At 58.0% G+C, this 15709-nt stretch carries 16 protein-coding genes; 4 read left to right on the top strand and 12 right to left on the bottom strand.

The window, feature by feature from the left end:
* Position 1: 1 nt before the first annotated feature.
* From FGU71_RS12000 to FGU71_RS11980, 5 genes are all read right to left on the bottom strand, one after another.
* Complete coding sequence (locus tag FGU71_RS12000; RefSeq protein ID WP_142788785.1) at positions 2-1009, bottom strand: AAA family ATPase; 1008 nt, start codon at positions 1007-1009, stop codon at positions 2-4.
* Positions 1010-1031: 22 nt separating this feature from the next.
* Positions 1032-2555: an XrtA system polysaccharide chain length determinant gene (locus FGU71_RS11995; protein WP_142788784.1), complete on the bottom strand. Its 1524-nt coding sequence runs from the start codon at positions 2553-2555 to the stop codon at positions 1032-1034.
* A 15-nt stretch (positions 2556-2570) separates the two neighbouring features.
* Entirely contained in the window at positions 2571-3218 is a 648-nt protein-coding gene (locus FGU71_RS11990) for an XrtA/PEP-CTERM system exopolysaccharide export protein (RefSeq protein ID WP_142788783.1), read from the bottom strand.
* Between the two features lie 187 nt (positions 3219-3405).
* The gene (locus FGU71_RS11985; RefSeq protein ID WP_142788782.1) at positions 3406-4638 is read right to left on the bottom strand and encodes a pyridoxal-dependent decarboxylase, exosortase A system-associated; all 1233 of its coding nucleotides are present in this window, start codon (positions 4636-4638) and stop codon (positions 3406-3408) included.
* Positions 4635-6203, bottom strand: coding sequence for an acyl-CoA ligase (AMP-forming), exosortase A system-associated (locus FGU71_RS11980; protein WP_142788781.1), 1569 nt, complete (start codon positions 6201-6203; stop codon positions 4635-4637). Before FGU71_RS11980 ends, FGU71_RS11985 begins: the two co-directional genes overlap by 4 nt.
* Positions 6204-6220: 17 nt before the next feature.
* Between FGU71_RS11980 and FGU71_RS11975 the strand changes: the two genes are divergently transcribed.
* The 4 genes from FGU71_RS11975 (at position 6221) to FGU71_RS11960 (ending at position 9193) form a co-directional block, all read left to right on the top strand.
* Complete coding sequence (locus tag FGU71_RS11975; protein WP_142788780.1) at positions 6221-7252, top strand: GNAT family N-acetyltransferase; 1032 nt, start codon at positions 6221-6223, stop codon at positions 7250-7252.
* A gap of 187 nt (positions 7253-7439) precedes the next feature.
* Positions 7440-7706 (top strand): acyl carrier protein, encoded by a 267-nt coding sequence (locus FGU71_RS11970; protein ID WP_142789125.1) that lies wholly within the window; start codon positions 7440-7442, stop codon positions 7704-7706.
* Positions 7707-7715: 9 nt separating this feature from the next.
* Positions 7716-8402 (top strand): hypothetical protein, encoded by a 687-nt coding sequence (locus FGU71_RS11965; RefSeq protein ID WP_142788779.1) that lies wholly within the window; start codon positions 7716-7718, stop codon positions 8400-8402.
* Complete coding sequence (locus FGU71_RS11960; protein ID WP_142788778.1) at positions 8399-9193, top strand: hydrolase 1, exosortase A system-associated; 795 nt, start codon at positions 8399-8401, stop codon at positions 9191-9193. Before FGU71_RS11965 ends, FGU71_RS11960 begins: the two co-directional genes overlap by 4 nt.
* Before the next feature lie 4 nt (positions 9194-9197).
* Here FGU71_RS11960 and FGU71_RS11955 read toward each other — a convergent pair whose 3' ends face one another.
* Genes FGU71_RS11955 through FGU71_RS11925 form a run of 7 tightly spaced genes read right to left on the bottom strand, consistent with a single transcriptional unit; the run spans position 9198 to position 15709 of the window.
* Entirely contained in the window at positions 9198-10406 is a 1209-nt protein-coding gene (locus FGU71_RS11955) for a class I SAM-dependent RNA methyltransferase (protein ID WP_142788777.1), read from the bottom strand.
* Positions 10403-11791 carry an NAD(P)H-hydrate dehydratase gene (locus FGU71_RS11950; protein ID WP_142788776.1) on the bottom strand — a complete coding sequence of 463 codons (1389 nt, stop codon included), beginning with the start codon at positions 11789-11791 and terminating at the stop codon, positions 10403-10405. The genes FGU71_RS11955 and FGU71_RS11950 overlap by 4 nt, the downstream gene beginning before the upstream one ends.
* Positions 11788-12156 (bottom strand): hypothetical protein, encoded by a 369-nt coding sequence (locus FGU71_RS11945; RefSeq protein WP_142788775.1) that lies wholly within the window; start codon positions 12154-12156, stop codon positions 11788-11790. Before FGU71_RS11945 ends, FGU71_RS11950 begins: the two co-directional genes overlap by 4 nt.
* The gene (ilvD, locus tag FGU71_RS11940; protein ID WP_142788774.1) at positions 12128-13843 is read right to left on the bottom strand and encodes a dihydroxy-acid dehydratase; all 1716 of its coding nucleotides are present in this window, start codon (positions 13841-13843) and stop codon (positions 12128-12130) included. Before ilvD ends, FGU71_RS11945 begins: the two co-directional genes overlap by 29 nt.
* A gap of 41 nt (positions 13844-13884) precedes the next feature.
* A complete protein-coding gene (locus tag FGU71_RS11935) occupies positions 13885-14607 on the bottom strand; it encodes an N-formylglutamate amidohydrolase (RefSeq protein ID WP_142788773.1) in 723 nt (240 codons plus the stop codon).
* Positions 14604-15416, bottom strand: a complete 813-nt coding sequence (locus FGU71_RS11930) for a 4-(cytidine 5'-diphospho)-2-C-methyl-D-erythritol kinase (protein ID WP_142788772.1) — start codon at positions 15414-15416, stop codon at positions 14604-14606. Before FGU71_RS11930 ends, FGU71_RS11935 begins: the two co-directional genes overlap by 4 nt.
* Positions 15417-15421: 5 nt before the next feature.
* The gene (locus FGU71_RS11925) at positions 15422-15709 is read right to left on the bottom strand and encodes a hypothetical protein (protein ID WP_142788771.1); all 288 of its coding nucleotides are present in this window, start codon (positions 15707-15709) and stop codon (positions 15422-15424) included.

Raw genomic sequence — 15709 nt, 5'->3', positions numbered from 1 at the left:
GTCATTCCTCCTGCCCGCCATATTCGCCAAAGCGGCGACCGGACGGACTGAAATGAGCTGCATTGAGCAGCAATTTGATAGTGGGACAGGCCGACAGAAGCTGGTGCGCATCTTCGAGCGCAGCCCGGCTTGTTTCATCGGCGCGGACAACCAAAACGGATTGCCCGACATGGGACGCCAATTCTGCGGCCGCTGAAGATGCGAGCGCAGGCGGAGTATCAAAAATTACATAGCGGTTCGGTGCGCCGCGCGTCAGCCGGTCTAATATCTCGCCAGTCCGTTCGCTCGCCAGATATTCGGCATCGTGCGAACCCGTGGTTCCGGCAGGAAGCACGAACAGGCCTTCGATATCGGTTCGGACCGCCAATTTCTCCGGGCGAAGCGATGGATTGGCCAGAGCGTCCATCAGGCCCCGTTCTGCGCTAATACCAAGCCGCCGGGCAACCGATGGACGGATAACGTCGGCATCAACCAGCAGAACCTCGACATCCCGCTCTGCTGCAAGAGCAATTGCGAGATTGGTAGCACAGTATGTCTTGCCCTCGCCCTGATGCGGGGAGCAGACCAGAATGCGGCGTTGTTTCGGATCACCACCGGCGCGGGCATCGGCAATGATGTCGCGCTTTACGATCCGAAATTCTTCGAGCAGCGCCGTAACCGGATCCTCCGGTACGATCAGCCCCGCATCGCGAAGATGTTCGCTGTCGATTTCCATATACGGGCCGGACAAGGCAACGGCTGGTTCGGGTTCTGGAGTGGGTTCGGCTTGCGGTTGCGGCGCGGCATAGGCTGTCGGTACGGCTGCAGCAGTGGGTTGCGGCGCAGCAGCAGGTACAGCAGCGGGTTGAGCGGCAACCGGCGCTGGCCGAGGCGCAGGAACGCGGGGCTTGGGCAGGTTTGATGGCACCTTGGCCGGGCCAAGATTATCCAGCCCGAAAACACGGTCTGCGCGTTCAAGCAACGAGGTGCGTTTGGCGCCGTCCTGATTGATTTTGCTCTGTTCAGTCATTTCCTGTGTCCTTTGGGGCCGGTCACGCGACGGTCGAGACCGAGACAACCTCGATCGCAAGCAAGATCACAAACACTCCGCCAAGCCCTGCGCAGGCTCCGGCAAATTGTTTGAGACGGCGGCGTTGAAGCGCGCGCGCGGTTTCGGACATGGTGAGCGAGATCGACCCGATCACCGGCATATCAAAAGTACGTTCCAGTTTTTGCGGCGTGGCAAAGCTCGATTTGAGCTGGCCCAAGCCGTATGCGACCGCCGCTCCGGCGCCCAGACCAACGATGAGCACACCAAGCAACAGCAGCGGACGGTTAGGCGCCGCTGGTTTCTGCGGTACTATTGGCGGATCAATCAGATCGAATTTGTACTGGCTGGTTTCATCAACGACATTGCCGCGTGTGCGAATTTCTTCGCGGTCCTGCAGGCGATCTTCGTAGTTTTTGCGCAGCACTTCGTAATCGCGGCTGATGCGGTTTGCTTCGGCGGCGACTTCTGGTTCGGTCGCCTGGCTGGCCATCAACGCAGCGATGGTTGACTGCAAACCTGCACGGCGCGCCTGCAAGGCTTCTACGCCCGCCTGACGCTCTGCCCGGATCGCGACCAATGATGAATAGGCCGGGTTTGGCGTGCCACCTGCGTCATTCGGCCCAGCTTGCTCGACCTGTTTTTGCAGCAGAGCCACCTGTTTTGTCATCGCGACAATATCGGGATGCCCATCTTTCAATCCGCGCCCGCGCAACGCGGCCAATTGGCTTTGTGCCTGAAGCAGCGAGGCCTGAGGACCGGTAGCGTCTTGTCCGCCAACAATTGTGCGCGGAGTGCTGGCAAGCTGACCGTTGATCGCCGCGAACGAGCTTGTCGCCGCAGCAAGATCGGCTGCATTGTCGCGCAATTCGGTGCGGGCTTGCTGGATCTTGGTGGAAAGTGTTTCCGACCCGCCAATCAGTTCGGGATATTGCGATTCGAACGCAAGCCGCCGCTGTTCGGCCGCCTCCAGTTCCTCTTTGCGTTCGTCCAGTTGATCATCGAGCTCTGCAATGGCTTTATTGATCTCTGCACGGTTGCCTGAGATGTGCTCCTCGCGGAAGATATCGAGAAGTTTCTGGACAACATTACGGGCGAGAACAGCGTTTTCTGCATCGGAAAGATCGCTCTTCCCCACGGTCGCGATAATCTCGAACAGGTTATCCTGTTGACTGGTGACCTGAACATTCTTGCTCAGGGCGGCAACTGCAGAATCCATCTGGGTTGCCTCGATCACTTCTTCACCCAGTTTGGTGGAATTGATCACCTTTTGCAGATTCTTGGTGCTCACCAGAGTTTGGCGCACCCGCATGATTTCTTCGCGGCCATCACCGGCAATGCCCAATTGTTCGGATAGTACATCGTCAACATCAACATAGATGCGGGCTTTGGACTGATACGAATTGGGGATCGTTGCAACGACCAGCCATCCGAGCAAACACACCGCCCAGGCAACACCAATCGCGATCCAGCGGCGATGCCAGATCGAATGAAGCGCCGTGCGCAGTTCTTCAAAAATCTCGTTCATAATACAGCGCGCCCGTTAGAAACGGCTCTCCGGGATTGAAATGGTGTCGCCAGGTTTCAGCGCGACGTTGGCTGTCGCATCGCCTTTATTCAGGAGATCTTTGAGCCGCAGACGGTAAATCTTGTTCTTACCGGCTTTCCCATCAAACCGGGTCAGCGTCGCGCGGTTACCGGCGGCAAACTCCCCGAGCCCGCCAACAGCGATCATCGCATCAAGGACAGTCATGTTCGCGCGGTAAGCCAGCGCAGCAGGAACCGCGCCAGCGCCCGTAATCCGGATTAACTGAGGCAAAGCGCCATTGAATTCATTGACGATAACCGAGACGATGGGCTGCTCGATATATTCGCTCAGCTCGGTTTTGATATCTTCCTGAAGCTGGGTCGGGGTTTTGCCCACGGCCACCATATCCTGAACCAGAGGAATTGTGATCTTGCCATCCGGGCGCACCTGAATGTCTTCGGCAGACAATTCAGGATTGCGCCAAACATGGACAGTGATCTGATCAAGCGGGCCGAGGATGTAATCATCAGTCGGCGCCTGAGCAGATTGCGTGTTGAATGTCGCAGCAGGCAATTGAGTGCCCGGCGGACTGGCACAAGCGGCAAGCGCAAATGGGGCAAATACTATGCCTGCAAAACGAGAAAATGACAGCGGGGTAAACATTGATACGTATCCTTGGCCTTTGCGCTGCGGGCCTCGATACGAAAGTGCAGGAGCGACCTGCGGCATCGGGACACGCGAATGACCCGTTCTCTCTGGCTGAAAATGGTGAACATAATATTAGTGATACGGCCCAATTTGAGGCCCTATCCCGTTTCGGGACAGTGGTTTACGATGTGTTAACCCGGTTCTAGACCAATATTTCTGCCGCCGGGCCATGCCCCAGAAACGCGGCGGGAGACGCTGTCGCGCCGTAAGCCCCCGCGCAAAACACCGCGACCAGATCGCCCACGTCGCCGCGTGGCAGGTGTGCCAGATCGGCTAAGCGATCGAGCGGCGTACAAAGACAGCCCACAACATTTACGATGTCGTCTGGTTCAGCATCAAACTTGTTTGCAATTGCAACGGGATAATTTCGCCGGACTACGGTGCCAAAATTGCCCGATGCAGCCAGCTGGTGATGCAGCCCGCCATCAGTGACAAGATAGGTTGTGCCGTGGCTGTCCTTGCGATCAATCACGCGGCACAAATACACGCCTGCCTCGCCAACCAGATACCGGCCCAGCTCCAGACACAGCTCAGTTTCGGCAAGCTCCGGTGGAAGATCGGCAACACGCCGATGTAAGGCCGCACCGACTGCGGGCAGATCCAGTGCTTCTTCTTTGGGGAAATACGGGATGCCAAACCCGCCGCCCATATTCAGCTTGGGCAGCGAAGTCCCGATTTGTGCACCCAATTCCGCGGCGAGATCAAGGACATTGCCCTGCGCTTCGATGATTGCATCGGCATTCAATGCCTGACTGCCGGTGAAAATATGCAGGCCGCGCCATTCGGCACCTTCGGCCATAATCTGCTTGGCAAGGGCTGGCACCCTGTCGGCATCCACCCCGAAAGGTTTGGCGCCTCCGCCCATTTTCATGCCAGATCCTTTGAGCTCGAACGACGGATTGACGCGGATGGCCATGCGCGGCGCTTTGCCGATGCGCTGTCCGATCGTTAGCGAGCGATTGGCCTCGCCTTCGGATTCGCAGTTCAGCGTGACGCCTGCTGCAATCGCAGCCTCCAGCTCATCATCGCGCTTACCCGGTCCGGCAAAGCTGATGCGGGCCGGATCAAGCCCGGCATTTTGCGCCATGACCAGCTCTCCCGAGGAGGCGATATCGAAACCATCCACCAACGGCTGCATATGCCGCAAGACATCGGGATGCGGGTTCGCTTTGATCGCATAATTCACGCCGATCCGGCTCGGCAAGACCGCTCGCAATTGCGCCATGCGCGCATTCAGATGATCTCGGGAATACACAAATAACGGCGTCCTCCCGGCCTCTGCGACCAGAGCGCTGGCCGTGTGTCCGCCAATCGCCAATTCGCCATCAATCGCCGAATAACCAGTCGGCATCGGGCCAAGCGCTTTGCTCTTCATGCTGACTGCTCCCCTGCGAATTCGCGGTAAAGGGCCGTGCGATCAATCTTGCCGTTGGGGTTCAGCGGCATAGCTTTCTTCCAATGGATTGCATGAGGTTGCATGAAATTGGGCAATTCCTGTTTGAGCATTTTGGGCAGCTTGGCCTGTTCTTGTGCATCATCGGAGCCGCGAACCACAAGATGCACAGCATGACCTAACCGTTCATCAGGCAATCCAAATGCCACCGCTTCTGCGACCAGATCGGTTGCAATTGCCGCTTCTTCAATCTCTTGCGGGCTGATCCGGTTGCCTGCGCTTTTAATCATGGCATCGCGCCTGCCCACGAAATAGAGCAATCCATCGGTGTCGCGCCGCACTCTATCGCCCGACCAGACCGCAGTGCCGCCATATTGTGATTGCGCCGGAGCCAGTTTGAAACGCTGCGCCGTACGCTCCGGATCTTGCCAGTACCCTTGGGCAACCAACGGCCCGCAATGCACCAGCTCGCCTTCTTCATCAGGTCCGGCAACATCGCCAGCGTCATTGATAACCAGAATTTCCGCAAAAGGTATCGCTTGGCCCATGGAGGTGGGGTGGGAATCCACCAGCGCTGGATTGAGAAAAGTGGAGCGAAATGCCTCGGTCAAACCGTACATTGGATACAGATCAGACTTCGGAAAAATTCCGCGTAAATCTCGGACCAGATCTGGGGTCAAAGCTCCCCCGCTATTGGTCATACGGCGCATCGCAGAGACGGCCTCGGCGGGCCACTCCATCTCGGTCAATTGCACCCAAAGCGGCGGGACCGCAGCCAATGTTGTGACAGAATGGCGGGCGCAAGCCTTTGCGACATCGCGGGGAAACAGAAAATCAAGCGGGACAACGCTGCCGCCCGCATACCAGGTTGAAAGCAATTGGTTCTGACCATAGTCAAACGACAAAGGCAGCACCGCAAGCGTAACATCATCGCGCGCCATTTTGAGATAATGCGCGACACTAACCGCGCCCAGCCAGAGATTGGCGTGGCTTAACATCACCCCTTTGGGCCTGCCTGTTGAACCGCTGGTATAAAGAATCGCCGTTAAGTCATTGGGATCATAATTCGAGGGGCCAAGCGTTAAACCGGCCGTCTGCGCAGCTGAAAGCGCATCATTCTCTTCGATCACACCGCAATCCGAAGGGATATCGCCGTCATCAAGTGACGCGATGCGAGACTTTGTCGCGATCAGCATTACCGAACCGCTATCCGCCAGAATGTGCGCGGCCTGCGCGCGTTTGAGCAGGGGATTGATCGGCACATGGACCAACCCTGCCCGCGCCGCAGCAAGCGGCATGAGGCACGTCAGCTCCCCTTTGGCAGCCCAGCTGGCCACCCGCGCGCCTGCGGTGCCAATTTCCCGCGCCAACCAACCTGCAAGATTATCGATACGCTGTCTTAACTCATCATGGTTAAATACAGCATCGCGAAGCACCAATGCAGGCCGCGCGCCGTATCCGCCAGTACCCGCCAATTCGGCAAGGTGATCAAGCGGACGCGGTGCAGGATCAAGCGCGGGTTGGAATTGGTCTGGACTGGTTTGCATGAATTTCCGTGGAGCACATGTTTGTGATTGAAGTGAGGTATCACGATAGCGTTAACGTCTTGCAAGGCCTGTCTTTGCAAGATGATGGCGAACGCGTTGCCGCACCGTTTGACAGTGCGCAATGGTTCGCGTGGCTGGCCGAAACAGGTTTGCAGCCATGCGTCGCTCTTGCCACCGGGGATGAGCAAACACTTGCGATGGCCCTGACCGAGAATTCGGGCCGTATCGAGCCGCTGCGCAATTGGTACAGTTTTACATGGAGACCGATCAGCAACGGGGGCGAAAATACGGAGCGTTTGCTGACTTCGATTGCCTTGGACCTTAAAAATCGCGCCCACCGCGTGACCTTGCTTCCGGTGCCGGATGAGGACGGATCAGCGTCTCGATTGGCGCGCGCATTCGATGCCGCGGGCTGGCGTGTCGAGGTGACCCAATGCGACACCAACCATATTCTGGGCGTCGAAAACCGCAGCTTCGCCGAATATTGGGCAGCGCGGCCCGGAAAATTGCGCACCACCCTGAAACGCAAAGCCAACAAAGTTTCCGTGACGATTACGAGCCAGTTTGATGATGGCGCTTGGGACGATTACGAACGCATTTATGCCGCAAGTTGGAAACCGGTCGAAGGTCAGCCCGATATGCTGCGTGCCTATGCGAAGGCAGAAGGGGCCGCCAGGCGACTGCGCCTTGGCCTCGCGTATTACGAAGGCGATCCCATCGCCGCGCAATTCTGGACCGTTGAAAACGGCATCGCCTATATTCACAAGCTCGCGCATCTTGAAGAATTCAAGAAACTGTCTGCGGGCACCACTTTGTCTGCGGCCCTTTTTGAACAGGTGATCGATACCGACCGTGTCAAGGTTGTTGATTTTGGCACCGGCAATGAACCCTATAAAGCCGACTGGATGGAATCGACCCGACCGCGTTATCAGATAGACTGCATTAACCTGCGCGCGCCGCGCGGTTGGGCCGATTTGGCCCGGCTCACACTGGGACGGCTTAAAAGCCACGATGTGCCAGAACTTGCACGTGTGCCCCGCTCTGGCTAAGGCGCGCTGCAAGAGATCGAAGCCTGCATGCAATGCATATGGCTCCATAGATCACTGCCGATGGTAAGGGATAAACACTGGCATGAACACCACCCCTGTCCGCAACAATGCGTCCGACGGCGTTAGCAATGCCGCTGAACACGACCCCGCGATCGGCGCCGAAGATAGTGCCACGTCCAAGCTTGGTATGAGCAGGGCGGCAATCGACTCCTCGTTAAAAGACATTCTGGTCGCAGTTTTGGGCATTGATCGCGAAATCGCAGATGCGTTTACCGACGAATCCGGTCTGTTTGGCCACTTGCCTGAATTGGACTCGATGGCGGTCGCTGGCCTGCTGACCGAAATGGAAGATCAACTGGACATCGTCATCGAAGATGATGACGTCGATGGCGAAATGCTGGAAACCTATGGCGGATTGCTGTCATTCGCCGAAGCCAAAATCGTAGCGGGCTGATCCAGTAGAGTGATCGCGAGCTGGCCATGCCCCCTGCCCGGCGGCGGACACGCCGATGAGCTTGTGCTGCAGACCGGCGCCAATGACGCAGAGATGCGCCTTATGCTGGTCGCTCCATTATTTGACGAACATAACAAACTGCGCCGGCATATGGCTCAGGTAATGCGCCGCCTGTCAGAGGCGGGTATCATGTGCGTTCTGCCCGACTTACCCGGATTGAATGAAAGCACGCAGCCCTTGGAGGATCAATCGCTTGCCCATTGGCGCAGCGCCCTTGCCGCGGCGAGCGCGCATTTCAATGTGACGCATGTCCTGTCTTTCCGCAGCGGTGCCATCTTGATTGGCAATGACGCAAAAGGATGGACCTATGCACCGCAAGACGGAGCCAAATTGCTGCGCGGCATGATCCGCGCGCGCGCCATTGCGAGCAAAGAGGCAGGCGTGGCGGAAACAAGCCAAGAGCTGAATGATCTGGGCCGCAGCGAAGGCATAACACTTGCCGGATGGCCGATCGGATCAGAATTGTTCTGCGATCTGGAAACGGCCACTCCCGCGCGCTCTGACACTCTCGTTTCGATTGAGCAGGCCCTGATCGGTGGACAGGGTCTGTGGCTGAGAGCGGAACCGGGCGAAGATCACGCCCAGGCAGACGCAATGGCCACCGCGATCATCGAAGAACTGGGCAAGCCGGAATGAGCCGCCTGGCGCTCGATTTTGGCTGCGGTAGCCTTAAGCTCGCAGGCGCGCTGGATACTGCGCCCGGCATGACCGGATTGCTCATTGTTAGCGGCGGGAATGAAATTCGTTCTGGCGCGTTTTCGGGGCAATCGCGCCTCGCTGCGCGGATCGCGCAAAAAGGGTTTCCTGTGTTCCGTTTTGATCGCCGCGGTGTTGGCGACAGCGAAGGCGAAAACCGCGGGTTCAGAAACAGTCAGGGCGATATCGAGGCTGCGCTCACCGCATTCAAAGCGATGGCACCACAAGTTGAACGGTTTATCGGCTTTGGCAATTGTGATGCGGCGTCGGCTTTGATGCTGATGAAAGGCACTGGTTTTGACGGCCTCGTTCTTTCCAATCCATGGACGATAGAAACAGACAGCGAAACCGCGCAAAGTGATGACGATACCCCGCCGCCTGCGGCGATACGCGCGCGCTATGCAGAAAAGCTGCGCAATCCCGCAGAGTGGGCGCGGCTTGTCAAAGGCGGCGTTGATCTGGGCAAACTTGTTCGCGGGATTGCGAAATCTGTTCGCAGCGATGCGCCTCCATCGTTACTCGCCGATCAGATCCGCCAGGGTTTGAACGCATTCGATGGAAACGCCCGTATCCTGCTCGCCAGCAGGGATCGCACAGCCCAGGAGTTCGAGCGGCATTGGGACAGCACCGATCCGCGTATTTCCCGCTGCGAAGGGGCCAGTCACGCCTATGTTGAACCACAGGCCAATGCCTGGCTAGAGGCTCAAATTCTGGCGGCTTTGCGGGCGTAAACGCCTATCTTTCGAACAGGCTGACCAATTCGACGTGGTTCGACCAGCGAAACTGGCCAATCGGGCGCAGCTTTGCCAGTTTGAAACCAGTTCCGGTCAAAGTTGCCGCATCCCGCGCCCAGCTTGATGGATTGCAGCTGATATAGACCACCCGCCCCACCGAGCTGGCGGCAATCTGTTCGATCTGGTCTTTTGCCCCGGCGCGCGGCGGATCAAGCAGCACAGCATCAAACCGGTTGAGTTCATCAGGCATCAACGGGCTGCGAAACAGATCGCGGTGTAGCGCGTGAACTGTCCCGCCCGCCAATTTGGACGCTGCTTTGCAGGCCAAATGCGCCGCCTGATCCGCTTCAACCGCGAGCACTTTGCGCCCTTCGCGCCCTTCGCGCAGAGCAAATGCAAACGTGCCCAGTCCTGAGAATAAATCCGCAATCAATCCCGCACCGGACAGCCATTCCCGCGCGTCTTCGATCATGAGGTTTTCTGCATCGTGGGTCGCCTGAAGAAACGCACCCGATGGCAAGGCAACGGGCACATTTCCCAGCGTTACAGTAACACGATCAGGCTCCCACTGGCTTTCCGGCCCGTATCCCTGATCCAGCGTAAGGCGCGCCAAATTGCGCTCACGCGCAAAATCCAACGAAGCCTCGATCGCCTCAAGTCCATCGAGCGGGAAATTGGTTAGCCCGACATCGACACCCTGATCACATAGCGACAATTGCACATCGACAGCGCCTTTGCGCGGGCCGTACCGGCCGATAAATCCGCGCAGCGGACCAACCAGTTCAGCTAGCTCAGGTGTGATGACATGACATTCACGCAGGTCGACGATCCGGTGTGACCCCGCCTCCCTATATCCGATCAGAGCGCTCTTGCCCGTTCGCATGGCATGGAGCGTCGCGCGCCGCCGCGATTTGGGCGGGGACAGATGCTCTTTCAGCAATTCCCCGATATTCAGATCTTGCCCGGCAGCCGCGTTGACCACCCGGTCTCGCGCAAATGCGCAAAGCGTTGCCTCATCGGCATGCTGCAACAAACAACCGCCGCACGGGCCAAAATGCGGGCATGGCGGAGCAACGTGATGGCCGCCCTTTGCAGTGATCTTTCCGGCATCCACCTCGTCACCGGGAAGCGCGCCTGAAACGTGCTGACCCGTTGCGGTTACGCCGTCACCTTTGGCTGCGATACGAATGATTTGTTCTGAATTGCTCACAAGCAGGCGCGATAGGCGCTCGAAACGGAATTGGCGAGTTCTTCCGCTGTAAACATCGCACCAGATTGACGCGCGGCCTCTCCATGGAGCCAAACCGCTTCGCACGCGGCCTCGAACGGATCAGAACCGGAGGCCATACGGCTGACAGCAATTCCGGCCAGCACATCGCCTGTGCCCGCCACGGAAAGCCAGCTTGATGCCGGCGGTGAAATTGCGATGCGACCATCGGGTGCGGCGATGACTGTATCCGGCCCTTTCGCACAGATCACCATGCCGGTGACTTTTGAAAGGGCGATAGCCCGAGCCATCCGCCCCTCTGCAATGACCGAAAAGTTGCGGCAAAGCGTTTCCAATTCTCCATCATGCGGAGTCGCCAGAATATTCGCCCCATCCTCAACCATATGCGGGCGCAGCAGCACCAACGCATCCGCATCAAGCACCAGCCTGTGATTTTGGGAAAACGCCGTTTCCAGCGTTTTAACAGAGCCATCGTGGCGGGCCAGCCCCGGACCAATCAGCATTGCCGTGATCCGTTTGTCAGTGCCCGCAACCTTAAGCGGTGACGGATCAACCACCAGGCCAGCGGGCGCGCCGACTGTTTCATGCCGGATCAGCTTCACATATCCTGCACCAGCGCGCATCGCAGCCTGAGCAGAAAGCATCGCCGCGCCTGGCATATCCCCGCCGACAATCGCGCAAAGCCCGCGCGTATATTTGTGTGCGTCGGCTGGCGGAGCGAATAATTTCGGGCAATTGGCCAGAAACGCTGCGCCCTTAACCGCCTCTACGCCGATTTGGACGAGCCGTTTTGTCCCCATCATCGCCCGGGCGGGAAGCATCCAATGCGCAAATTTCCATGCGCCCAGGGCAAGTGTCACGTTATAAATTGGAAGGCCATCATTCAGTAATCTGCCGCTATCGCTATCAACACCGGACGGCAGATCAACTGCAACGCGGATTAAGTGACGCTCGGCAAGATCGCGCAGCACCAATGCGTGTTCAGCCGATAATGGCCGGGATAGGCCGGACCCGAACAGGCAATCTACAAACACCTCGCCCGTTATGCCGCCACCGGACGTCGCAACGGCCCCGCCCCACGCTTTGCGCGCGGCCTTGGCGGCATCGGTTGCTGGAGCCATCGGGGCGACGATCTGAACGCTATTGCCGGATTCGCGCAGACGGCGCGCAATGACGTATCCATCGCCGCCATTATTTCCGGGTCCGCACAGGACCGTGACCCCTCGGCCCGCTGCAATGCGCCGCACCCATTGCGCCGCCCCGCCCGCAGCAATTTCCATCAAATCCTCAACCGATGTGCCTGCATCAAAGATTGCCTGTTCGGCAGCCTGCATTTGCGCAACGGTCAGGATCTGCGACTGGATCATTGGGGCTGCGTTCTCAACATTTCTGACGGGATGCGATAGCGGTCCTCGCCGATCGCAAACACCGCAATTTCTGCTGTGCTTTCTTCGCTCACCTTAAGCGCATCTGCCCCGTCACCAACACCGATTTGATCGGTGGCTGTATCGTATTCAATCCGCCGAAACCCGCCATCGGGATGATGGATCAGGAACGATACACTTTCACCCTCCGCAGATCGTTCAAGCGTGCAGACCGCTTCGAGCTCCACTCCGGCGCCGATAGCGCATTGAATATCGCTCCCTTGCGGCACGGGACTTTCCGTTCCGCATGACGCGGCGAAAAGAGCCGCCGCTGCCGCGCTAAATATCCGCAAAAACATGGGTTTCATTCTTGGCTCCGGGATGGGTAAGCGCACCTTCCCGCGCGGAACCCACGGTTTGAGAATAACGCCACAGCGCGCCTGATTGATAATCATTGGTGCGCGGCGTCCAGTTTTTGCGGCGCTCATCAAGAACGGCATCTTCGACGTCCAGATCAATCGTCCCTGCTTCGGCATCAATGCGGATCGTATCACCATCTTCGACCAACGCGATCGGTCCACATTCGGCCGCCTCTGGGCCGACATGGCCGATACAAAAGCCGCGGGTCGCACCTGAAAACCGGCCATCGGTGATAAGAGCCACTTTCTCGCCCATACCCTGACCATAAAGCGCCGCCGTCGTGGACAGCATCTCGCGCATTCCGGGGCCACCTTTTGGTCCTTCGTAACGGATCACGACAACGCAGCCTTCGGCAATGTCGCGCTTTTCTACCGCGGCGAAGGCATCTTCTTCGCAGTCAAAAACGCGGGCTGGCCCTGTGAATTGGAGCCGTTCCATCCCGGCAACCTTCACAATCGCCCCATCAGGCGCAAGCGAACCTTTAAGGCCCACAACGCCGCCAGTCGGTGTGATTGGCTGTTTCACATCATAGAACACCTTTTGATCGGGGTTCCAGGTGATCTCCTCCAGATTTTCGCCCAGCGTTTTACCTGTGACCGTCATCGGGTTCGGGTCTAGAAAGCCGCCATCCAGCAGTGTTCGCATCCCCATATAGACGCCGCCTGCCTCGTGCATGTCTTTGGCAACGTATTTTCCGCCCGGCTTAAGATCGGCGATGTAGGGCGTCGATTTGAAGATTTCGGCCACGTCGAACAGATCAAAATCAATCCCGCACTCACTTGCCATGGCAGGCAAATGCAGCGCCGCGTTGGTTGAACCACCTGTCGCCGCAACCACGCGCGCGGCATTTTCAAACGCAGCGCGGGTGCAGATATCGCGCGGGCGCAAATTGAGTTCGATCAATTTCATCACCTGACGCCCGGCAGCGCGCGCAATCTCTTCACGTGATTTATACGGTGCAGGCGACATATTGCTGTTTGGTAGTGACAATCCGATTGCCTCCCCCACACAAGCCATAGTGTTAGCCGTGAACTGACCGCCGCATGCGCCATGTCCCGGACACGCCACTTTTTCGAGCGCAATGAGCTCTTGCAGCGGACAATTTCCGGCCGCGTGCTGGCCCACTTTTTCAAACACATCGACAACAGTGACATCCTCACCCTTATAAGTGCCGGGCAGGATCGATCCGCCATAGACAAAGATGCTGGGCACATTCAGCCGAAGCATGGACATCATCATGCCCGGCAGGCTCTTGTCACAACCGGCAAAGCCTACCAGCGCATCATAGCAGTGCCCGCGCACCGAAAGTTCGACCGAATCGGCGATCACTTCACGGCTGACAAGCGAGCTTTTCATGCCCTGATGCCCCATTGCGATGCCATCGGTCACAGTGATCGTGTTGAACCGGCGCGGTGTACCGCCGCCTTCGATCACACCTTCGCGGCAGATATTGGCCTGCGGATCAAGCGTGGTGTTGCACGGCGCGCTGTCATTGCCGGCACTCGCCACCGCCACAAAAGGGCGCGCGATCTCTTCTTCCGTCATGCCCATGGCGTAATAATAGGAGCGGTGCGGCGCGCGCTCCGGTCCGACAGAGACGTGGCGGCTGGGCAATTTCGATTTATCGAACGACATATTGTTTCCCGTAAGGCTTAATTCGGGAAACAGCACTGCCGTTAGTCGAGCGCGAGCGCAACCCTTCCGCATACGTCTGCGATCATTGCGGCAAAGCGTGATTGCTGTGCGCGCGTCATGATCAGGTCCTGACGCACCTCGATTGCGCAATAATGGCGCCCATGCGCTTCTGCGTGACGGTTCATCGTCGCATTGAGCTGTTTGCCCGAATACGGGACATTATCCCCGACCGTCAGGCCCAGCTCCCCGAACAACCGGATGGCGTGGCGCGCGGCGCGATCATCCTGATTGTGCAGAAGCGCGATTTCCCACGGCCGCTCTTCATCGCTGGTTTCCAGTTTCGGCGTAAAACTGTGCAGCGAAATGATGAGCGCCGGTTCGGCCTGCTCCAGCCATTTTTCCAACGCGGTGTGATACGGACGGTAATATTTTTTGAGCCGCGCTTCGACATCTGCGCCGATATTGCCGGGGATCAAGTGCCCGTCGCTTTCGGTCGGGACAACAGCCGGGTGATCTTCTTCACGGTGGAGGTCCACGACGAGGCGGCTGACCATAGCCAGATGCGCTGGGATATCGTGCCGCCGTGCCATCCGTTCTGCCACGCCGGCCACACCGATATCGACGGCAACATGGGTATCCAGCAGCTTTTTCGTGATGCCCAGCGGAATATCATCAGGCACAAAATTGGATGCATGATCGGCCACACAGACAAGTCCCCCGCGCTTGGGTTCGCCGACTTGTCGGTATGGAAGTCCATCGATCATCTAAGTTTCCCCGTCATTTGCCACCACTGCGGATGCGCCTTTGCAATCCGGCGCGCGGCTTCATCGCGCGCTGTGGTTTGTTCATACAACGCAAAACATGTGGCCCCTGATCCCGACATTTCAAATTTCCATGGCGCATCGTGTTCCAGCTCGGCCAGAACATCGGCAATTTGCGGGCAGATTGCGATGGCAGGATCGCGCAGGTCGTTGCGGCCTGATTGCGCGATTTGGCGAGCGTTACCCTCGGGCAGCGCGCCGCGATCCCTGCCGTCCCATGCCGCGAACACGGGGCCAGTGGAAACCGGAACGCGCGGGTTGAGGAGCAGGACAGCCATTCCGCCCAGATCGCTTTCGATGGGTTCCAGTTCGGTGCCAGTGCCCCTTCCGACTACTGTTTCGCTGCGCACACAGCACGGCACGTCGGCGCCGAGCTTTGCCGCGCGCTCCTGCCAATCATCGGGAAGGCCGTGGGCTTGTTCTACAATGCGGAACAGCGCGCCCGCATCGGCTGACCCGCCGCCCAGACCAGCGGCAACCGGCAGTTTCTTTTCGAGGGTAATGTCGAGACCGCCCGAACGCGGCAACAAGCCGAGCGCCTTGCTCACCAAATTGTCGAACGGATTGTCGATACCGCCTGCGAACTCGCCCACGGTGCTCACACAGTCCTGATCCGCCGCGCGGGCGCTCAGAGTGTCGCCCGCATCGACAAAGGCAAAGAGCGTCTCAAGCTCGTGATAGCCATCCTCGCGCCGCTTGCGGACATGCAGCGCGAGATTGATCTTGGCGAAAGCGGTTTCGGTGATGGTCACCCTATCTATACATCCCACTTCAAGCGAGAGGCGTTGACCGAAACGGCACCCATTTGCTCAACAAAAATGCGTTTCAATTCCTCGTACTGCGGAGATTGTTTCGCATCATAATTGGCTGGGTATCCATCGCCTTCCGCTTGGAAAAGTAACTGAATAAATTGGTCAACGGTGACAACGCCGCCTTCGGGAATGAAATCATCAACGTGGGATGGTTTGCCGTCAGCTAAACCGCCGCAAAAACCCATCCCAACACACAATTCATGCTGAAGTTTATTGTAGGCCCCGTCACCCAC

It is taken from the genome of Erythrobacter insulae, from assembly GCF_007004095.1.
Classification (GTDB): Bacteria; Pseudomonadota; Alphaproteobacteria; order Sphingomonadales; family Sphingomonadaceae; genus Erythrobacter; species Erythrobacter insulae.
The sequence above is the reverse complement of the archived record's forward strand: the minus strand, read 5'-3'. Positions and strand labels throughout refer to the sequence as shown.